The 21875-nt window shown below is 48.3% G+C and carries 16 protein-coding genes; 8 read left to right on the plus strand and 8 right to left on the minus strand.

The annotated features are described in order from the left end of the window. Positions 1–126: 126 nt before the first annotated feature. Positions 127–345 carry a DUF2835 domain-containing protein gene (locus tag HLG76_RS00755; RefSeq protein WP_021023225.1) on the minus strand — a complete coding sequence of 73 codons (219 nt, stop codon included), beginning with the start codon at positions 343–345 and terminating at the stop codon, positions 127–129. Between the two features lie 107 nt (positions 346–452). Continuing rightward, complete coding sequence (pepN, locus tag HLG76_RS00760) at positions 453–3062, minus strand: aminopeptidase N (RefSeq protein WP_175992896.1); 2610 nt, start codon at positions 3060–3062, stop codon at positions 453–455. 363 nt (positions 3063–3425) lie between these two features. Between pepN and pncB the strand changes: the two genes are divergently transcribed. Continuing rightward, positions 3426–4598 (plus strand): nicotinate phosphoribosyltransferase, encoded by a 1173-nt coding sequence (gene pncB / locus HLG76_RS00765; protein WP_077669081.1) that lies wholly within the window; start codon positions 3426–3428, stop codon positions 4596–4598. A gap of 70 nt (positions 4599–4668) precedes the next feature. Here the strand turns inward: pncB and HLG76_RS00770 are convergent, their stop codons facing one another. The 4 genes from HLG76_RS00770 to HLG76_RS00785 all read right to left on the minus strand — a co-directional run bounded on the left by HLG76_RS00770 (position 4669) and on the right by HLG76_RS00785 (position 8742). Next, positions 4669–5325: a hypothetical protein gene (locus tag HLG76_RS00770; protein ID WP_077460561.1), complete on the minus strand. Its 657-nt coding sequence runs from the start codon at positions 5323–5325 to the stop codon at positions 4669–4671. 127 nt (positions 5326–5452) lie between these two features. Beyond that, positions 5453–7495, minus strand: a complete 2043-nt coding sequence (gene prc / locus HLG76_RS00775; RefSeq protein WP_175992897.1) for a carboxy terminal-processing peptidase — start codon at positions 7493–7495, stop codon at positions 5453–5455. Between the two features lie 17 nt (positions 7496–7512). After that, the gene (gene proQ / locus HLG76_RS00780) at positions 7513–8169 is read right to left on the minus strand and encodes an RNA chaperone ProQ (protein ID WP_021023230.1); all 657 of its coding nucleotides are present in this window, start codon (positions 8167–8169) and stop codon (positions 7513–7515) included. Positions 8170–8283: 114 nt separating this feature from the next. Then, positions 8284–8742, minus strand: coding sequence for a GAF domain-containing protein (locus tag HLG76_RS00785; protein ID WP_077575989.1), 459 nt, complete (start codon positions 8740–8742; stop codon positions 8284–8286). A gap of 76 nt (positions 8743–8818) precedes the next feature. Between HLG76_RS00785 and HLG76_RS00790 the strand changes: the two genes are divergently transcribed. From HLG76_RS00790 to HLG76_RS00800, 3 genes are read left to right on the plus strand one after another with little or no spacing between them, the layout of a single operon-like run. Further along, on the plus strand, positions 8819–10621 hold the full coding sequence (locus HLG76_RS00790; RefSeq protein WP_077669078.1) for an ABC transporter ATP-binding protein: 1803 nt from the start codon (positions 8819–8821) through the stop codon (positions 10619–10621). Between the two features lie 2 nt (positions 10622–10623). Next, positions 10624–11883 carry a paraquat-inducible protein A gene (locus HLG76_RS00795; RefSeq protein WP_158075496.1) on the plus strand — a complete coding sequence of 420 codons (1260 nt, stop codon included), beginning with the start codon at positions 10624–10626 and terminating at the stop codon, positions 11881–11883. Continuing rightward, positions 11846–14482, plus strand: a complete 2637-nt coding sequence (locus tag HLG76_RS00800) for a PqiB family protein (protein ID WP_175992898.1) — start codon at positions 11846–11848, stop codon at positions 14480–14482. Before HLG76_RS00795 ends, HLG76_RS00800 begins: the two co-directional genes overlap by 38 nt. A gap of 191 nt (positions 14483–14673) precedes the next feature. On the opposite strand, the gene HLG76_RS00805 is transcribed toward HLG76_RS00800, so the two are convergent. Further along, positions 14674–15513 (minus strand): S1 RNA-binding domain-containing protein, encoded by an 840-nt coding sequence (locus HLG76_RS00805; RefSeq protein WP_077669076.1) that lies wholly within the window; start codon positions 15511–15513, stop codon positions 14674–14676. Between the two features lie 158 nt (positions 15514–15671). Here HLG76_RS00805 and HLG76_RS00810 point away from each other — a divergent pair, with 158 nt between their 5' ends. The 3 genes from HLG76_RS00810 to HLG76_RS00820 all read left to right on the plus strand — a co-directional run bounded on the left by HLG76_RS00810 (position 15672) and on the right by HLG76_RS00820 (position 18962). Continuing rightward, positions 15672–17141, plus strand: coding sequence for a YdiU family protein (locus HLG76_RS00810; protein WP_077460568.1), 1470 nt, complete (start codon positions 15672–15674; stop codon positions 17139–17141). Positions 17142–17370: 229 nt separating this feature from the next. Continuing rightward, positions 17371–18426 (plus strand): 3-deoxy-7-phosphoheptulonate synthase, encoded by a 1056-nt coding sequence (locus HLG76_RS00815; protein WP_021023237.1) that lies wholly within the window; start codon positions 17371–17373, stop codon positions 18424–18426. A 53-nt stretch (positions 18427–18479) separates the two neighbouring features. Next, positions 18480–18962, plus strand: coding sequence for a YajQ family cyclic di-GMP-binding protein (locus HLG76_RS00820; protein WP_021023238.1), 483 nt, complete (start codon positions 18480–18482; stop codon positions 18960–18962). A gap of 71 nt (positions 18963–19033) precedes the next feature. Here the strand turns inward: HLG76_RS00820 and HLG76_RS00825 are convergent, their stop codons facing one another. Next, the gene (locus HLG76_RS00825; RefSeq protein WP_021023239.1) at positions 19034–19771 is read right to left on the minus strand and encodes an ABC transporter substrate-binding protein; all 738 of its coding nucleotides are present in this window, start codon (positions 19769–19771) and stop codon (positions 19034–19036) included. A 373-nt stretch (positions 19772–20144) separates the two neighbouring features. Here HLG76_RS00825 and HLG76_RS00830 point away from each other — a divergent pair, with 373 nt between their 5' ends. Continuing rightward, a complete protein-coding gene (locus HLG76_RS00830) occupies positions 20145–21836 on the plus strand; it encodes an NAD-dependent malic enzyme (RefSeq protein ID WP_021023240.1) in 1692 nt (563 codons plus the stop codon). The last annotated feature ends 39 nt before the right edge of the window (positions 21837–21875 follow it).

Here is a 21875-nt window from a genome sequence, read left to right on the forward strand (position 1 = left end):
TGTCTAGTGTAAGGCTTGGATAGCAAAAACGTTATAGATAAACGGCTGGATTTACGCGATTTTCGCGAGAATGTGACTGGTGTGGCTATTTAATTAGAGATTGGATGAGGCTTTAACCAACGCCTATTAAGCAACGCGCATTAACGATTGAAAGCGGTGGTGCGCGTCCGTCGTCAGTTTAAAACGCCCCCTAATGCCAAGCTGTGAAAGAAAAGGTCGAAAGCGAGACGCCGGGATTTGTAAGCGCAGCCCTTGGTCCGTGGTCACAACCACATTCGCAGCTGCACCACTGTAGTAATGCTGATACTCAGAATAGGCAATATAGACGCTAAAAAAGTACTCCATGGTTCACTTTTTAATCCGCTCATAAGTTTATTCGTTAAAAAGCCGCCCAACCAGGCGGCTTTTGAGGTTCACTTGTCGTACGTCTTGATTTTATCCCAACTTATTGGTTACTGCTCAAGTGTTTTTTCCACTTTTTCATACAAATCGTTCGCCAAGTTATCCATATCGGCGAGCTCTTGCAGTACATTACGCATTTGCTGTTGACGCGCTGAGTCGTAATACGCCAGTTTCAATAGTGGATCAATCAAGCGCGACGCCACTTGCGGGTTAGACTGGTTTAACGTCACCAAGATCTCTTTTAAGAATCGATACCCTGCACCATCTTTAGCATGAAAACGTGCCGGGTTACGATTACAAAATGCACCAATTAAACTCCGTATACGGTTAGGGTTTTTCAACGTAAATGCTGGGTGCGACATTTGCGCTTTTACTTGCTCTAACGCATTATCGGCTGGATTGGCGCCTTGCAGCATAAACCATTTATCCATTACCAACCCATCATGCTGCCACTGATCACTGAAGCCTTTCATCAGCGGCTCTCGGCAAGGCAATTGTGCACTGTTTGCTGCGCTCAGGGCTGCCATGGTATCTGTCATATTGTGCGCTTCTTGATAATGCTGCTCAACATAGCCATTGCCATTTTCTGTATGGGCCAAGTAACTCAAACAGGCATTACGCAAGGCACGCTCACCCATCGCTTTGTGTGTGATTTGATAATCCGTTTGTGCATACTGACGATACACAGCGGCAAGCTCATCCACCATATGATCAGCAAACTGCTGTTTAAACGCTGCCATCACTTGGTGAATAGCATCCACGTCGACCGTTTCAAACCAACCTGCTACCTCTGTCTCTGAAGGTAAATTGAGCACTTCAGCAATCAAGGCAGGATCGGTATTGTCACTCAGCAACACACCACGGAAGGCATCAACTACGGATAAGGGCACATCGATCGGTTGGTCATCTTGCACACGCGCTACATTCGCTTTGATATGCTTAGCCAGTAAGCTTTGGCCCGCATCCCAGCGCGCAAAGTCATTCCGAGCGTGCTGCAATAAGAACGCCAACTCATCGTCCTGATAATCATATTCGAGTTTAACCGGTGCTGAGAATTCGCGTAGTAGCGATAGGACCGGTTGCTCATCGACATGATCAAACAGATAGGTTTGCTCTGCTTGTGTGACCGCCAATACGTTAGAAACCGACTCTCCGTGACGCTGTAACTCAATCACACTGCCATCTTGACGGTACATTTCGATATCAAGCGGAATATACAGCGGCTGCTTTTCTTGCTGATCAGCCGTCGCCGGCGTGTGCTGTGCCACATGCAGCGCCAGTTGCTTGGTAGCCGCATCATAGGTGGATGAAACGGTCAGCACCGGTGTACCTGACTGGCTATACCACAGACGGAACTGGGTAAGATCAATGCCTGATGCCTCTTCCATCGCTTGGACGAAATCATCACAGGTCGATGCGGTACCATCATGGCGTTCAAAATACAGCTTCATCCCTTTTTGGAAAGCAGATTCACCGAGAATGGTGTGCATCATACGAATGACTTCACTACCCTTTTCGTACACAGTTAGGGTGTAGAAGTTATTCATCTCAATCACCTTTTCAGGGCGGATTGGATGAGACATAGGGCTTGCATCTTCAGCAAATTGCGGGCCACGCACGATGCGTGCATTGCTGATGCGGTTGACGGAGCGTGACCCCAAGTCAGAGGAGAACTCTTGATCACGGAAAACCGTTAACCCTTCTTTGAGGCTAAGTTGAAACCAATCCCGACAGGTAACACGGTTGCCTGTCCAATTGTGGAAGTATTCGTGGCCAATCACCGCTTCAATACCCAGATAATCGGTATCGGTTGCCGTCTCTGCATTGGCAAGCACATACTTGGAGTTAAAGATATTTAGGCCTTTGTTCTCCATCGCGCCCATATTGAAAAAGTCGACGGCAACAATCATGTAGATATCGAGATCGTATTCTAAGTCAAATCGCTCTTCGTCCCACTTCATGGCGTTTTTCAGTGACACCATGGCGTGGTCGGCACGATCTAAATTGCCTTTATCGACGAATATTTCTAACACGACATTGCGCCCTGAGCGCGTTTCAAACGTGTCTCGCAAGACATCAAAATCACCGCCCACTAAGGCGAATAGATAGCTTGGTTTGGCATGAGGATCATGCCATTCAACCCAGTGACGGCCGTCATCAAGATCACCCGCCGCCATTTTATTACCGTTACTAAGCAAATAAGGGTACGCCGCTTTATCCGCAATCACTTTGGTGGTAAATCGCGCCAGTACATCAGGACGGTCTAAGTAGTAGGTGATACGACGGAAGCCTTCTGCTTCACACTGGGTACAGTACGCACCGCCAGAAATGTATAACCCTTCTAACGCAGAGTTATTCTCCGGATCTAGCTGGGTTTGAATGGTCAAAGTAAAGGCGGCGGGGACATCGCGAATAATCAATTTACCCGCTTCTTCGCTGTATGCCGTCCAGGTGTCACCATTAATATCCAGGCGCACCAGAGTCAGATCATCACCATCGAGTACGAGATCCGTCGCGCGTTCATTAAGACGTTTTACCTGACTGACTGCTGTCACCAGGGTCTTATTCGGATCAAGATCGAACTCAAGATTGATATCCGTGATAGTAAAGTCCGGTGCGCGGTAGTCATCACGGTATTTGGCGGTAGGTTGTTGAGACATGTTATTTCCTTTTTATCGGGTGTACCTCAGCCAACGAATTGTATTCATTCGCCTTTAGGACGATGTGCATGCCATACCATACCGCGGCTGAGCAAAGATGACTATAGGTTTAACAGTTTGTTATCAAATGTTTGCGTTTACATTTAACGCGATGGCGACAAAGGATTAACGCCCGCTCAATGGGAGACAGACAAAGACACATCGCTGTACTAAAAACAAACGGTAGTGGTTAAAAGCGCAACAAAATGTCAACGAAGCCTGCCAATCCATGCGGAAATATAATGTGACGACGGTTAAATTTTTTGAAAATTACGGTACTATGAAGCCAATTTCGTTTTGTAACCCGTAAGGCGTTCCTCACGCATGCACAATCCGATCATCACATCGCTTTTGGATACTGATGCTTATAAACTGAATATGCAGCAGGCTGTCTTTCATCATTACCCTGACGTTCATGTCAGTGCGGACTTTTATTGCCGCAGTGATGAAAACCTTGCCTATCTGCGCGAACAGCTTATCGACCATATTCACCACATGGGGACACTCCGTTTCCAAGCGGACGAGATTGATTATCTCTCCTCGTTAGATTTGTATCAGGCTGATTTTCTCGCCTACCTCTCGCACTTCCAGCTCAACCCTCAACAGGTGACGGTGTCCATTGAAGAGGGGCAACTTGCTGTGCATATCGATGGGCCATGGTGTGACGTTATTCTGTGGGAAGTGCCACTGCTTGCGATTATCTGTGAGCTACGCAATCGCGCTTGCTATCCAGAATTGGGAGTCGCGGATGCCTTAGCGCGCCTTGACGACAAACTGGCACACTTACCGGCCGATGGCTACTCGGATGACTTTCATCTGGTTGATTTTGGTACACGCCGTCGTTTTTCGCGCGATGTCCATCAGGCTATCGTCACGCGTTTACACGCCGTTTATCCACCGCTAAAGGGGACCTCGAATTGCTGGTTAGCAAAGCAGCTAGGGCTTCCTCCGGTTGGCACACAAGCGCATGAGTGGTTTCAAGCCCACCAACAACTGGCGGGCGATCTAGCAGATTCTCAACAGCTCGCGCTTAATGTATGGCTACGCGAGTATCCGAATAGTCTTGGGATCGCCCTTACCGACTGTATCAATATGGATGCCTTTTTGCGCGATCTTGATGCGTCTCTATCTCAGGCATTCAGTGGCTTACGTCACGACAGCGGCGATCCCATCATCTGGGGCGAAAAAGCCATTGCGCACTATCGCCACCACCATATCGATCCCAAAGATAAAACACTCGTTTTTTCAGATAGCTTGACACTGGCTAAAGCCATTCATATTTATCAACACTTTGCGGGTAAGGCGAGTACGTCGTTTGGGATTGGCACACAACTGACTTGTGATCTACCCAATGTGAAAACACTAAATGTGGTGATCAAGCTGACCAGCTGCCAAGGCAAACCCGTAGCCAAAATATCGGATGAACCGAACAAGGCGATTTGTAAGGACGAGGCGCATTTATCGGCGCTAAAGGCCGCATTTAATTTGTCGCCGTGAATCACGGATTGGGCCCGTAAAATGCCATGACGATAACCAACTTTTACGGGCTAAACGATTCTTGACACTGCTATTCTTGGCGTTGCCGTTGTAATACCGCTTCCATACCAAATACATCATTGGTTAATCGCAAAGTATCAGCGGCCAGTTGGTATTGCGACGAGTGACGCCCTTCTTTGTAAATCAACATTAAGTGATCCCCCTCGACCAAATAGACGCCTCGATGGGTCACTGAACGGCCACTATCGCCTCTTACTTGCATCGCAAACAAAAAGTCTGGACGCAACTTTAGCGACACACCGTCTACGTCTTCGCTAACATCATCACCTTCAATACTGTTTGAACGCCACAAACCACTCAGGTTGTCTGGAAGCAACTTCGTAAAGATAGCCCCCTGTAATTGCAACTGGTGATGATTCAGTTGATAAGCATGTACCTGATCCGTGCCATTCTCATCATAAAGCCTCAGTGTTTGCTGAGTAACGCTATATTGGCCGGCCGCTGTTTCCAGCTTTCCGTTACGACGTAACATATCGATACGAAATTCATAGTGGGAGTTAAAGGAGATATTAATTGCTTTATAAGGATGAGGGGTTGATGTTTCGCTTGCTTCACTAAACCAGTACCATTGCCCCAGCAGCAAAGGAACGTCAAAGCGCCCTAAATCCTCGCTATGCACTGGCCATGCCATAAACATGGCAAGTGTGATCCCGTAGAAATAACGCATACCTTCCCCCTACTGATGGTGATGCCTTATTACTAAGATTAGACCTAGTTCTCATTTTGAGTGAAAAAAAGCCCAGGTCGGATGACCCAGGCTTGTAGTGATCACAGTCGTGTCTTTTTCGGGCGCACTACTCGTTAAGAGATGACTCGTTAAGAGATGACTTGTTAAGCGATGTCGTGAGATTAACCAGATCTCGCGTAATACTGGCGGCTTCGTCTAGGTAGGCATCGGGCTCTTCATACTCTTTAGGTACATCATCGAGTGACTTGAAGCGAGGCTCACCCATGGCTTCTTGACGTGCATTTAAACGCGCTAAGCGGTCTGCATCTTCGTCATCCATCTCTTGACGTCGTACTTTCTCATTTAAAGACAAGGTATTGTCGTCCTTCTCTTTTTGATAGCGCGCGATATCTTGACGAATAAAACCGAACTCTCGATCGTCAGCAATCCTTGCTTGATGACGTTGCGCGAGGGTATCAATCACTGATTCAGGCAAAGACTGTGCCTGATAATCCGCTTTTTCAATACGATCCCAAGGCAATGCATTGTCTTCCATACTTTCACCGGTTTCATCAGGCGATACAGGCGATGGAAACGCAATGTCAGGTACGACACCTTTATTTTGGGTACTGCCGCCACTGATGCGATAAAACTTTTGGATTGTATATTGCACGTAACCCAGTGGGTTATCGAACAAATCGTAAATATGGTTGAGCGAACGATGCTGTTGCACTGTTCCTTTACCAAACGATTGTTCGCCAATCACTACCGCTCGATCATAATCCTGCATGGCAGCGGCAAAAATTTCCGACGCAGAGGCACTATAGCGATTTATCAGCACGGTCATTGGACCATCGTAATAGCTTTTGCCATCACTGTCGGCGTTGACTTTCACTCGACCGTAGCTGTCTCTTACTTGCACAATCGGGCCTTTGTCGATGAACAAACCACTGAGCGCCGTTGCTTCACTCAGCGCCCCGCCACCGTTATTACGTAAATCGACAACGATGCCACTGACATCTTTCTCTTGTAAGTTTGCCAATTCTTTTTTGGTATCATCGGCTAAGCCGACATAAAACCCCGGTACCGTGAGTACACCAATTTTATCTTCGCCGCGCGCGATCACTTCCGACTTCACCGCACGATCTTCAAGACGAATTTTATCGCGGGTTAACGTGACGTTGTAACTTTTAGCATTAGCGCCTTCAGGAAGAATTTTGAGTTGAACCTCGCTCCCTTTCGGGCCTTTGATCAGTTCCACCACGTCATCCAGACGCCAGCCAATAACGTCGACAACCGATTCGTCTTCCTGGCCAACACCAATAATGCGGTCACCTGGTGACAACTGTTTTGACTTGGACGCAGGGCCACCAGCAACCAGAGAACGAATGACGGTATATTCGTTTTTGACCTGTAAAACGGCACCAATCCCTTCAAGAGACAGGTTCATTTCCGATTGAAATTGTTCGGCATTACGGGGAGATAAGTAGCTCGTATGCGGATCAACCTCACGGGCGAAGGCGTTCATGTAGACTTGAAACACATCTTCACTATGGCTTTGTGTGAGGCGTTTTAACGCACTGTTATACCGTTTCCCTAGGGTGTCGCGGATCGCATCATCCTCTTTCCCCGTGAGGCGTAAGTTCAATGCGTCATTTTTGACTCGCTTGTCCCAAATCGCATCAAGCTCCGCTTGATTTGCCGCCCATGGTCGCTCAGTACGATCCAGTACCATGCTCTCATCTGTGGAAAAATCAAACGGTTTATCGAGTACTTTTAAAGCGTACTGATAGCGTTCAAAGCGCTTTTTGAGAACCCGGTTATAAATCGCATACGCGGCTTCTGTTTCACCCGCCTTTAATTGGTCATCTAAACGATCTTCCCAACGCGATAGCGTGTCGACATCATCCTGAGTCAAAAAGACACGGTTGTAGTCGAGCGTTTCAAGGTAGCGTTTAAAAATAGCCGCTGAGAACGCGTCATCGAGCGTAAACTGCTTGTAGTGCGATCGGGTAAAACGAGATGTTACCCGCTTAGAAGCGGTTTCGTGTTGAGGTTCTGCAGAGAGTGAAGGTAACTCACTGAGTTGAAAATCGGCCTCTACGGCCTGGGCAGATGCTGCCAGCATGAGGCTGGCAGCAATCGCCGAAACGCGGCGTCGACAAAACATGCGTCGAGGAGTCTCCTTTAGGCGCTGAGGTGCTCCGCTTTTACTAACATGGTTAATCCGTTAGTTAGGCGAACCCGCACCTCATCCTTATTAATTTCAACAATGGTCGCAGGTAAATTACCATTGCCCATGTTCACATTTACGTCTTTGCCTACGACAACGTCGTTGGCGCTGAGTTCGCGACGTGGCTCACTCTCTTTCTTAGTCATTTTAGCGGGCTTTGGTTTACTTGTACGGCCTTTTGCCGATTGCGCTGCCGCTTTTTTGCCTTTGGCTGGCGCTTTTTCACCGTTTTTCGCCTGAGACTCCGCTTTTTTCGCCTGTTGTTGCTTACGACGCTCAGCGGCCCGTGCTTTGCTTTCTGCTAGAGCCTGAGCCGCATGATCAATATGCTCTTGCTCTAACTCGCCGCACGCATTGCCATCTAAATCGACGCGTGACGCACCGGGTTTCACGCTGTGCAGATAACGCCAGGAAGACGTGTACTGACGAAGCGCGGCGCGCAATTGGGTTTTGCTTACCTTGGGATCGCCGTCAAGACGAGTCGCAAGATCTTGAAAAATACCAATTTTTAATGGCTTGGCTTCGCCTTCAACAGTAAAACATTTAGGGAAACGTTCAGCAATATAGGCAATGACTTCTTTGCTGTTCGCGAGCTTTTCAGTATTTTCCATGTTTTTTCCTGGCCTGCTGCAGCAAACTGCAGCAGCGTATCTACGTGTATTTAAGTATGAAAGTGGTGCGTATTATAGATACCTGATATTAAAAAACTACCAAGATTGGCGAAATCATAAGTGTTTTTGCATTTCTTTGACCAAGGTAGCCAGCCCATGCTCATCTTCTTGGTCAAATCGACCGATACTTGGACTATCAATATCGAGTACCGCATGCCGTTGTCCGTTGACGTGCACTGGCAGAACAATTTCAGCGTTACTGGCGGCATCACAGGCGATATGTCCTTCAAAAGCATGGACATCTTCAACTCGCATGACAATATCTTGTCGATAAGCCGCACCGCATACACCTTTATCAAAAGGAATACGAACACACGCGGGTTGGCCTTGAAATGGTCCAAGCACTAACTCGTCACCGTCATCAAGATAAAATCCCACCCAGTTGATATCGTCAAGTTGGCTATTTAGCAAGGCGCTCACATTAGCAAGCTTAGCGATAAGGTTAGGCTCACCTTCACATAAAGCCACCGCTTGTTGCGTTAACAAACGATAAAAATCCGCTTTGTTTTCCATAAATCACTGCATCTCAATCAACAAGACCATTACAATAGAAAGAATCTAAAGACATTTCAATTGAGTATCTTGATTTATGATCACTTGGCGCTGGCTTCTTGACCAAGCACGACCTCATCGAACGCGGCTAATCTGGGCAAACGTGGTCGCCATTGCTGCCACGCTCATCAGTGTGCCAATTCCGCTATTGATGCCATTGTTGGTCGACGAGGTGCTACTCGACAAACCCGATTGGGGGCTGTCGGTACTTAACACAATACTGCCACAAAGCTGGCAACAGGCTGCGTACTATATCGCTGCCGTCTTAGTGATCGTGGTATTGATGCGCACCATCAGCCAAGGGTTGAACATCTTACAAGGTCGCCAATTTACGCTGGTGGGTAAAGCCATCACCTATAAAATCCGTCAGCACCTGATTGCAAAACTCGGCCGTATCAGCATGCGAGAGTACGAACTTCGTGGCAGTGGCGGACTGACTTCTCACCTTGTCACCGATGTGGAAACCATCGATAAGTTTATCGGGACCACGCTGAGTAAATTTATTATCGGGATCCTCACTGTCACCGGGACAGCGGTGGTTTTGCTTTGGATTGACTGGCGATTAGGCTTGTTTATCTTATTGATTAATCCCATTGTGGTGGCGCTGAGTCGTGCCCTCGGCCAACGCGTAAAACACCTTAAAACGCGCGAAAACCGAGCCTTTGAACAGTTCCAACAGCGACTGGTCGATACCCTAGACGGATTATATCAACTTCGCGCCGCTAACCGAGAGCGGACCTATTTAAAGCAACTTGATGACAGTGCAAATGATATTAAAGTGAGCGCCGATAAATACGCGTGGCAATCTGAGGCGGCGGGTCGTCTTTCGTTCTTAATGTTTTTAGTCGGCTTTGAACTCTTTCGCGCGGTCGCGATGGGCATGGTCTTTTTTAGTGATCTTTCTATCGGCTTGATGTTTGCCGTGTTTGGCTATCTATGGTTTATGCTCGGGCCAGTTCAAGAGCTACTCGGGATCCAGTTTGCGTGGTATAGCGCCAAAGCAGCGATGACTCGGATTAACGAGGTCTTGCAATTACCCGAAGAAACTCGGCGTCCAGAGGGGATCGATCCAGGCGAGCTCGTTTCAGGGAGGGAGAACCCGCAAGCAATCGATGTTGAGATAGATAATCTTCACTTTGCGTATGATGATGACAAAGCGGTTCTCGATGGTCTCACCATGCAGATCCCAGCCGGACAACGCGTGGCCCTCGTCGGCGCAAGTGGGGGCGGTAAATCAACCCTCATTCAGCTGTTGTTAGGGCTCTACCCTGTAGAACAGGGTGATATTCGCTTTAATGGCCATTCCATTCATGACATCAATATGGATGCGCTTCGTCATCAAATTGCCGTGGTATTGCAACAGCCCATACTGTTTAATGATACTTTAAGAAATAATTTAAGTCTGGGGCGTAAGTTTGATGATGCGACGCTCTGGCAAGCGTTGGAGCGCGCACAGCTGGGCGATGTCGTGAATCAGCTGACTCAAGGCTTAGAGACCCCACTGGGACGCCAAGGGGTGCGCTTATCAGGCGGTCAGCGCCAGCGTGTTGCAATTGCGCGTATGCTGCTCGGCGACCCTAAACTGGTGATTTTAGATGAAGCCACTTCGGCACTCGATACCGCCACTGAACGCGCACTGCATCAAGCAATGCAAACCTTTTTAGCTGGTCGTACGACACTGATTGTTGCACATCGGCTGTCAGCGGTTAAAGAAGCCGATCTGATTTATGTGCTCGATGAAGGTCAGGTCAGTCAACAAGGGACACACACCGAACTGGTGAATGCACCCGGTGTTTATCAAACCTTATATGGACAACTCCAACAGGTAGCAGGGAAATAATCGTGAGAACGCAACCACCAGACAACACCCTGTCGGCATCTTATCCAAGTCAGATAAGGTGCCCGGGTTGTGATCGGGTGCTACAAGGCTGTCAAACGGGTTATGACCATCTTGCCATTTGCCCACGCTGCGCGACCAAACTCGCACAGGGTCGACGCTTATCATTTAATAGTGAAATCGCGTTAACCTTGACGATACTTATCCTTTTCTTGCCAGCCCATCTCCAACCTTTGCTATCGATAGATTTATTAGGCTCAACGATCAACGCCTCCGTATTGACTGGTGCTGTACGCCTTTGGTCCGACTTTCCTTTTGTGGCTGCGCTCGTGGTGATTTGTGCCTCTCTAGGGCCACTTATCTTTACCAGCGCTTTACTCACTTTACACCTTGCACGACGACGTCAAGCGATTCGGTGCTTTCGTCTTGCGGTCAAGGTAGTTGACCATAGTCGTCATTGGGTCATGGCGGATGTTTTGATGGTCAGTTTGGCCATCGCTTGTTTTAAAATTCAAGACTATGCCTCCCTGCATTTCTCCATCGGCCTCGCCTGTTACGCGGTTATCCAGATCTTGCTCTCTGTGCTGCTGGTCAGAGTGAATACACAAAGATACTGGGATACATTTTCTTTAGCTGCGACACCATCGGATAACACGTCCACACTCATTCGTTGTGGTCACTGTGGCTTAACACAGACCGCAGACCAAGGCGCGTGCCAGCGCTGCCACCAGCCTCTTTATCGGCGTGTCATTCGCAGTGAGCAAAAGACATGGGCATGTTTGATCACAGCCAGTATTTTTTTGTTTCCAGCCAACGTGTATCCGATCTCAATTTTATTTTCTAACGGTATTCGGCTTGAAGACACCATCTTCTCTGGGGTGGCGAGCTTAATCAATAATGGCATGCCTGGTATTGCCGTGATCATTTTCACCGCCAGCATCATCGTTCCAGTGGCCAAGATCTTGGGGCTAGGATTAATACTAATCAGTTTTCGGCGCCGCACTGCCATTACACCTCGTCAGCATATGTGGCTATATCGTGGGGTTAAGTGGATCGGAAAATGGTCAATGATGGACTTATTCGTCATTGCATTTATGGTGGCATTAATTGATCGTGGTCGCATTATGGACTTTACCCCCGGGCCGGGCGCCATCGCGTTTGGCATTGTCGTGGTATTAACCATGCTCGCCACCGAATTTCTTGATACGCGTTTGATATGGGATCATCATGAGCGACAAACAAGACCTACCCTCACCGATAATTAAAACCACCTATGGCCTGTCTCCACTATGGATACTCCCTATACTGGCGCTAGGTTTAGCCGCATGGTTGGTGTTTCAGTCAATCAATGAAGCCGGGCAACGGATCCAGATTCTTTTTAGTGATGCACAAGGATTAGAGGCTGGGCGGACCATTATCCGCTATCAAGGGCTGGAGGTCGGCAAGGTGCGCAATATTACCTTGGCTGACGATCTTGATGGTATTTATGTCGATGCCAATATCTATCCAGAAGCCACACAGCTTTTAACTTCCGGGACAGAATTTTGGCTGGTCAAGCCTCGCGCCTCCATCACTGGGATCAGTGGCTTAGAAACCTTAGTATCCGGTAACTACATTGCTTTGCAGCCAGGAAAAGGTGAGCCTCGCCTGACATTTACCGCACGCGACGAGCCACCGACAGATATGGCCGAAAAGGCGGGGACGACGGTGAAACTGCGAGCACCGACCCTGGGTTCTCTTAATGTCGGCTCTCCCCTTTATTACCGTAAAATTCAAGTCGGCGAGGTTTATAGCTATCGGCTCGACAGTGACGCGCAAGGCGTGACGCTCTCGGCGTTGATTGAACCCCAATTCGCACACTTACTAAAAGAGCAGACACGTTTCTGGTCGGTCAGTGGGCTTAAAACACGAATCGATGCTTCTGGCGTTGAACTCGAATTAGATAGCGTGGCAAGTTTAATTGCGGGAGGCATTGCGTTCGACTCTCCCGATAACAGCCCTCGTTCGGATGCGAATCAGCCATTTCAATTGTATTCGAGTCTCGCGCATGCCGCGCGGGGGCAAACATTAAACATCTCTTTACCCGCTGATCACGGTCTGCCGGGCCGAGGCACACGGATCACCTACCAAGGATTAGAAGTGGGTGAAATTACGCGTATTGAGATCACAGACAATTATCCTGGTCCTATCGCCACCGCCAAACTCGATCCCAGTATGACCTGGCTACTGAACAAAGACACGCGTATAAAAATCGAGCAACCACAAATTGGCTTTGATGGCTTGAAAAACATCGGTAACCTCGTACTTGGCAATTATTTATCGATTGAGCCAGGTTCTGCGGACGCAGATTCCGTTACATCGGACCATCTATTCACCGCTGCCAACCGCCATCAACAACGTAAACAACAAGACAATGCCTTAACCGTCACCCTGACCGCAGACGATGCCTATGGGCTCTCTCAACATACAAAAGTGTTACACCGCGGCATAGAGGTCGGCTTTATTGACCATATCGGCTTCAATGAAAGTGACAATGTTACGATAGATGTGGTGATCGACCCGCAATATCGTCACCTCGTAAAACAAGCATCGCAATTTTTCATCCTTGGCGGCATTACTGGTGAGCTAACGGGTAAAGGGCTCGACGTGGTTGTGCCTGCAATGGAACAAATTGCCGATCCGGCGCTTAGCTTCACCAGCGAGGGGGCGAAAGGCGCCAACGATACCTATCCGCTTTACACGTCATCCATTCAAGCAAAACATGCCAACCAAAGCGCACAAGGCCAAACGCGCTTTACGCTTGTCGCTGACCGCTTACCCAGTATCAGTGAAGGTAGCCCCGTGATGTATCGTAACTTTATTGTCGGTCAAGTGGAGGGTTACCAATTAAACGGTCAGAGCGTCACCATCGCCATCGCTATCAATAACCGCTACAAGCACTTAATTCATCGCAATACAGTGTTTTGGAACCAATCCGGACTGGATATCAAAGCCAATTTACGTGGCGTTGAAATTAATACAGGCTCGGTCCGTTCGCTACTCAATGGTGGCATCGCGTTTGGCGACATGCCGGGGATCAGTAATCAACGCAACGGAGAGTGGAAGCTCTACCCTTCCAAACAAGACGCAGCCCAATATGGTGTTGATATTATGCTGACAGTCGACCAAGCCAATGGGGTAAAAGTAGGCAGTGCGATTCGCTATCAAGGCGTCGATGTGGGTGAAGTGATCGACATGTCGCCAGATTTCAGCCAGGAGAAGGTGCGTATACAGGCAAGGGTCTACCCGAAATATAAACGCGCATTGGCGCGTCAAGGGAGTTACTTTTGGTTGACGCAACCTGTACTAAGTCTGACCAAGACCGAAAACTTAGACTCTTTATTTGGAACTTATATCTCCGTCGAGCCCGGCCAAGGTGAGTTTTCCCAGCAGTTTGTCCTGCATGAGACGCCAAAGTATCCGCAAGGACTCACTTTGATATTAGAAAGCGATGCGCGCCATTCAGTGACCCGAGGTACGCCTGTGTTGTATCGAGAAATAGAAGTAGGCACTGTCGCTAAAATAACACTGGGTGAACTCGCTGATCGCGTTTTATTCGAGTTACACATTGCTCCCGACTATGCCTATTTAGTACGCGAGAACTCTGTATTTTGGAATCAATCAGGCGTGGATGTCTCGATAGGATTAACCGGTGCCGATTTAAAAAGCGGAACCATTGATAGTTTGCTAAAAGGCGGGATTGCTTTCTCAACCCCTGAGGAAAAGCCGCTTCAGCCTATCGCTCAGGATCAACAGCATTTTTTACTCCATGATGAAGGAAAAACCGCATGGAAAGCGTGGCGGACAAGGATTCCCAAGCCATGATCCCCAGGGTATCGCGCGTCTGTCGCGATACCCTTTTATCTTCATTTCCACGCCCGCATTATTTTCTTCATGCGCTGGAAAATCACTAATGACAAACTACACTATAATAAACAAAGTTAAATTGGCATCGGGCTCCAATGAGCCTTTTCCCTAAGCCCGGAACAGGACGTACCGGGCATTTTTTTGTCATGTTAATCGAACTTAGTTAAGTAAATGCCATCGTGTTCGATCCGGATTTGTCGCTGCTTATACAAGCCACCCAGTGTCTTTTTAAAGGTTGCCTTGCTCGTACGAAACAAAGCAAAAATAGCATCAGGCGAACTTTTATCATTCAGCGGTAAGAAGCCGTCTTTGTTTTCCAGCGTACGTAAGATTTTATCGCCTAACTCATCGACCCGGGCTTTACCTGGTTTTTGTAGCGATAAATCCATTTTGCCATCGTCGCGTACATGTTTGACGTAGGCGCTGAGTTTTTTGCCAATAAACAACTTACCAAACGCTTCAGCGCGATAAATCAGTCCCCAGTGTTGATTGTCGACCACACACTTATAGCCCAGATCGGTGTTATCCGTGATCAGTACCGTGACTTTATCTCCCTGTTGCATTTTGGGCTGTGCGTCGCTAATAAACTTATTAAATTTACGACTCGCCACAATGCGCCCTGATGCATTGTCGGTATAAACGCGCACAACATACGGTTTGCCCTCTTCCATACGCGTGCGTTGCTCACTAAATGGCACCAGCAAGTCTTTACTCAACCCCCAGTCAACAAACGCGCCCACTGAGTTCACCCCAACACAACGCAAGGATGCAAACTCACCCACTTGCACATAAGGCGTTTCGGTGGTCGCTATGATGTCATCTTCAGAATCGAAATAAATAAACACATCAAGGTCGTCGCCAAGCTGAGTATTCTGCGGTACATAACGCTTGGGGAGGAGAATATTGCCGTAGTCATCTCCATCCAGAAACACCCCAAAGTCTACCTGTTTGACCACAGTAAGCGTATTAAATTGGCCTAGTTTAATCATTGTCTCAACACGATAAAAAATAATGCCCCCAAGTATACGCAATTTGCACGTAAGATGCGTTGTTGATCCGACGCGTCGCAGAAAAAATACCCTTACTTTCTGTCTCTTGTTAGTCGTCGTAACCCTGTTAGGCTGGCTAAAGCAAATAAGGGGGAAACATGGCAGTATTTAATGGCGAACACATTCGGTTTAGTTTTAGCCAGTTGGGCAGCGCATTCGGTAAGTCCGTTACACCAACGCCGCTAGATAACGGGCGAATTTTAACCTATGACGCCACCTTGGCGGAAAAACTCGGCTTAACCGATGCAGACATCAAAAGCGATACCTTTCGCGCGTTATTATCGGCAGAGCAACCCTTGGCCGGCCGCACGCCTTTTGCCATGAAATACACGGGGCACCAGTTTGGTCAATACAATCCAGCGCTCGGTGATGGGCGTGGCGTATTACTGGGCGAGTGGCGTGATAACAGCGGCACACTGTGGGATTGGCATCTAAAAGGGGCCGGTAAAACACCTTATAGTCGCCATGGTGATGGTCGGGCCGTGTTACGATCAACGCTCCGTGAATACTTAGCCAGTGCAGCAATGCGCGGACTTGGCATCCCAACCACGCACGCCCTCGCCATGGCCACGAGCGACACGCCCGTCATGCGTGAGCGAATGGAAACCGCAGCAACGTTATTGCGGGTGACAGAAAGCCATGTCCGTTTTGGTCATTTTGAGTATTTATTTTTTAGCCAACAACATGACGCGCTGCGTACACTGGCCGACTATGTAATTGCGCGTCATTTCCCTGAACTTGCCAAAGCCGAGCAACCGTATGCGGCATTGCTGCAAGAAATTGTCGAGCGCACCGCTGGAATGATCGCTCAATGGCAAGCCGTTGGTTTTAACCATGGCGTGATGAATACCGACAATATGTCGATCCTGGGCCAAACCTTTGACTATGGCCCCTACGCATTTTTAGATGATTTCAATCCCAGCAATATTTGCAATCATACGGATCACACCGGACGCTACGCCTTCAACCAACAACCCGCCATTGGACTTTGGAACCTCTCCGCATTGGGTTACGCATTCACGCCACTTCTCGACAGCGCGGTGATCAACGACATTCTTGGCGGCTATGAACATCATTTGCAAGTGGCATACAGCAAAGCAATGCGTGATAAATTGGGCTTATCGGACGCACAGCAGGGTGATAGCCATTTATTTAATGCGCTCTTTTCATTGCTTGAGAGCGAAGGTGTCGATTATACCCTTTTCTTTCGCCGGCTCAGCGAGATTGAAAACGACGCCCTACTCACCGCACCAAGCCTCAGTCAGTTTTCAGACATGATTGCCGATACCGACAGCTTGAGTGAATGGCTAAGCGATTACCATCAACGTATCCATCATCTTGATTCGCTTGAACGACTAAACCGTATGCGAGCAACAAACCCTGGATTTATTTTGCGTAACTCTCTGGCTCAGCAAGCCATTGATGCCGCAGAACAAGGTAACATGCAACCTACGCACGATCTTATCACTGTATTAGCCGCTCCCTTTGATGCACATCCGGCATTGGCCCATCTCGCACAACGGCCCGCGGAAGAAGACAAAGATCTCACCTTGAGTTGTTCATCCTAGTGCTGAGTATTAAACACACAGATTGATCAAGGGATTGAGTGACAGGGTAACATAATAACCTTCATTCAATCCGTCAATCATCGTCACGCGTAACCTGTTGGTAGGCGTGACACCTTGCCGCTCTGGAAGAAAAAATCCAACAGATATCACATTGATGCTTTCACAGGCCGCTTTTTTTGCTATCTTACTGGCTTCGCAACAGATAAAAATGTGAGGAAGGCTGTCCTCTATGCCACTGAAAACCGACGAGCTTCGAACCCGTGTGGTCGATACCATGCCTACGCCTGCAGAGGTGGAAGCTGCCCACCCCGTTACTGACAGTGTTGCTCACCACATAACCACCGCACGACGTGCGATTAGCGATATTCTCAATGGCCGAGACCCTAGACTACTCGTGATCGTCGGCCCTTGCTCGATTCACGATCCAGCCGCGGCCCGTGATTACGCAGCAAAGCTCAAAACCCTAGCCGATCAATACACAGATCAATTATTGGTGGTGATGCGCACCTATTTTGAAAAGCCGCGCACCGTTGTCGGTTGGAAAGGCTTGATCAACGATCCCCACCTCGACGGTAGCGGCGACATTCGTGCGGGGCTATTCACCGCGCGTGAGTTACTGCTCGATATCAATAAAATGGGTTTACCGACGGCGACCGAGTTTCTCGATATGATTACCGGTCAGTATATTGCTGACCTAATTAGCTGGGGCGCGATCGGCGCTCGAACGACCGAATCCCAAATTCATCGCGAGATGGCGTCAGCGCTCTCAAGCCCTGTTGGGTTTAAAAATGGCACCGACGGTAATATTACTATTGCCGTCGACGCGATTCGTGCGAGCCGTGAATCGCATTTGTTCTGCTCGCCGGACAAACATGGCGCCATGACAATCTATCGCACTGCCGGCAACCCTGACGGCCATGTTATTTTGCGCGGCGGACACCAGCCGAATTATCACGCGCATGATGTACAGGCAGCCGCGAACACGCTGGCAGGTTTTGGCTTACCTACCAAGCTTGTGGTTGATTTTAGCCATGGTAATTGCCAAAAGCAGCACCGTCGTCAATTAGAGGTGTGTGCAGACATTGCCGCGCAAATCCATGGTGGCGAGCAAGCGATCGCTGGCATTATGGCTGAGAGTTTTTTACAAGAAGGTAATCAAGCAATGGGGAGTGCCGATTCACGCACCTATGGTCAGTCGATTACCGATCCTTGTCTCGGCTGGGAAGATACCGAAAAGGTTTTGGCTCAACTTGCCAACGCTGTCATGGCGCGAAAAAATACATAACCATTGATTGAACATGGGCATGTCCAGAGCATGCCCCTAACTAGGATGAGACTATGCCTTCATTTGATATTGTGTCTGAAATTGACAAAGTGGAACTCAAAAATGCCGTTGATAATGCCAATCGTGAACTGGCAACACGGTTTGATTTTCGTGGTGTGGAAGCCAATTTTGACTTGGATAAAGAAGCGGTAAAAGTGATTGCTGAGGCTGACTTTCAAGTGAATCAAATGATGGATATGCTTCGCAGCAACTTGGCCAAGCGTGGCGTTGATGCACGCGCGATGGATATTCAGGAAATGGTCCATTCCGGCAAGAGCTTTTCACAACAGGTGAAGTTCAAAAATGGCATTGAGACGCCAGTAGCGAAAAAGATCACCAAAGCGATCAAAGATGCCAAGATGAAGGTCCAGACGCAAATTCAAGGTGAGCAAGTCCGTGTTACCGGTAAGAAACGCGACGATTTACAGGCTGTAATTCAATTGATCAAAGACAGTGATTTTGAGCAACCTTTTCAGTTTGAGAACTTCCGCGACTAACGGTTTAAGCCTCGAACTATCTAAAAGCGGGCGCCTGAAGCGCCCGTTTTTATTCTTTGTGATGCCCCGCGCTACTTGTAGTTATTTTTTATCTCATCGAGCGTGCCATCCATGATCGCCTGGTCAACGCCTGCTTGCAGTTTTTCAACATAGCTGTCTGGTGTATTGTTACTTAGACTGTAATAAAGCTGTGATTCATTTAACACATGCACCACCTCAAACTGGCTGGTATCGATATTACTCTGGCTCATGATATACGCACTCACATTTTCTTCATAAGCCCACATATCTATCCGCCCAGCGGCTAATTGTTTTGCCAACAAGTCCGGTTTCGGGGATAAACGAATTGATTTCTTGCCAACGCCCATCGTTTCTAATAGGTGTTGACCCACATCATCTCGTACCACGCCAACTTTGTAGTCAGCAAAGTCACTCGCGTTATTGATTGTTATCTCTTTGCTTTTTGGCGCCCAAACCACCACTTTGGTATCGGTAATGGGCCCAACCCATTTAAACTTATCTTCACGCTCTGCGGTGCGTGTGGTTGAAAAAAGGACCGTATTGGGTTCAGACAACGCGGTCGCATAACCACGCGCCCACGGTTGCAATTTCACTTGATCACGGCTAATTGGCTCACCCGCCGCCTTAGTCGCAGCCTCTAGAAAATCAACGGCAATCCCTTTTAACTCACCACGCTCTTCATAATTGAACGGGGGATACACCTCTGTAATATAATCTAAATCGCTTAAATTAGCAGCGAGAGTCGTGGTCGAAAAAACCAGCAAGCTGGCGGCAATAAGTGACTTCATTGGACTACCTCTTTTTACCTTCCATTAAATGTGTACAGCCAACATCTTTATTATTAGCTTTCAATCAATTGCTGTCGGTCACCGAGTAGCAAGTTTAAACCGCACTGCGTTGTGGCCTACAGGCAAAGTGTAGACCCCTCGCTCTTCTCTTGCGCAACTTTGCTAATACCCACACCGCACATTGAGGTAAAAAAGTTGAATTAGGTCACCATTCATGCCTAAACTTTACCCTTTATTGCAAATCGCCTGGGGCTATCGCTACCTAACGCACAAAAAGCGTTCGGCAAAGGACATAAAAACGCCACGAAGGCACATGATAACGCCCAACATTCGTCATCGACCCAACGAAAAGAACCATCGAGTCTGATCATTCATGAATAATCAAAAACGTCCTCTTTATATCCCCTACGCGGGGCCAGCTCTGCTAGAAACGCCACTATTAAACAAAGGCAGCGCATTCAGTGTTGAAGAGCGTAAGTTCTTTAACCTTGAAGGATTATTGCCAGACGCGATAGAAAGCATTGAAGAACAAACCGAGCGCGCCTATCAGCAATACCAACGCTTCGAAAACGATATCGATAAGCATATCTATCTTAGAAATATTCAAGATACCAACGAAACGCTGTTTTACCGACTGGTATCGAACCACATCACCGAAATGATGCCTATCATCTATACCCCCACGGTTGGGGCGGCGTGTGAGAACTTTTCCAATATTTATCGCCGCGGACGCGGGTTATTTATTTCTTATCCAAATCGCGATCGTATTGATGATGTTTTAAACAATGCGTCTCGTCACAATGTCAAAGTGATAGTGGTCACCGATGGAGAACGGATTCTGGGATTAGGCGACCAAGGGATCGGTGGCATGGGCATCCCTATCGGAAAGCTATCGCTCTATACCGCGTGCGGTGGGATCAGTCCGGCTTATACGCTTCCCATTGTTCTGGATGTAGGAACTAATAACCCACAACGGCTCTCCGATCCCATGTATATGGGATGGCGCCACACTCGGATTAGCGGCCAAGAGTACGATGCATTTATTGAAGAGTTCATCCAAGCAGTACAGCGCCGCTGGCCTGAAGCATTGATCCAATTTGAAGATTTCGCGCAAAAAAATGCCATGCCAATCCTAGAACGCTATAAAGACAAGGTGTGCTGCTTTAATGATGATATCCAAGGGACGGCAGCAGTCACCGTGGGCTCATTAATTTCCGCGTGTAAAGCGGCTGGCACCAAGTTGTCTGAACAGCGGATCACCTTTTTAGGCGCGGGCTCTGCCGGTTGTGGTATTGCAGAAGCTATCATTGCACAAATGGTCGCGGAGGGCATTTCAGATGCACAAGCTCGCTCACGCGTGTATATGGTCGATCGCTGGGGTCTATTAGTCGATGCAATGCCAAACTTGCTCGACTTCCAACAAAAGCTGGTACAAAAAAGCGAGGCACTAGCGGAGTGGCAGCTAGAAGATAGCAACATCTCACTATTAGACGTGGTTCGAAACGCGAAACCCACCGTGCTCGTCGGCGTATCGGGGGCACCAGGGTTATTCACTGAAGATGTCATTAAACAAATGCATGCCACCTGTCCACGCCCTATTATTTTTCCTTTATCTAACCCCACGAGCCGGGTCGAGGCGACGCCATTTGATATTTTGCGTTGGACCGATGGTCAAGCGCTAGTTGCCACAGGAAGTCCATTTGAGCCCGTCCGTTTAGATAATGGCAAAACCTTCCCCATCGCACAGTGTAACAACAGCTATATTTTTCCAGGCATCGGGCTTGGCGTATTAGCCGTCGGGGCTTCTCGTGTTACCGATGGCATGCTAATGGCCTCATCGCGAGCACTATCCGAATGCTCTCCTCTGGCGAAGCGAGGGATCGGCGCCCTGCTCCCACCGTTGGAGGATATTACCCAAGTATCAAAACGCATTGCGTTTGAGGTGGCTAAAGAAGCGATTGTTGAAGGCGTCGCCGCCGAGCTCTCTGATGAGGCACTGAAAAAGCGCATCGAGGAGAGTTTTTGGTCACCTGAATACCGCGCTTACAAACGCACCTCATTTTAACCAAAGACTGACAGAAAAAGCGCCTACTCAGGCGCTTTT

This window comes from Salinivibrio sp. EAGSL, assembly GCF_013366455.1.
Lineage (GTDB): Bacteria > Pseudomonadota > Gammaproteobacteria > Enterobacterales > Vibrionaceae > Salinivibrio > Salinivibrio costicola.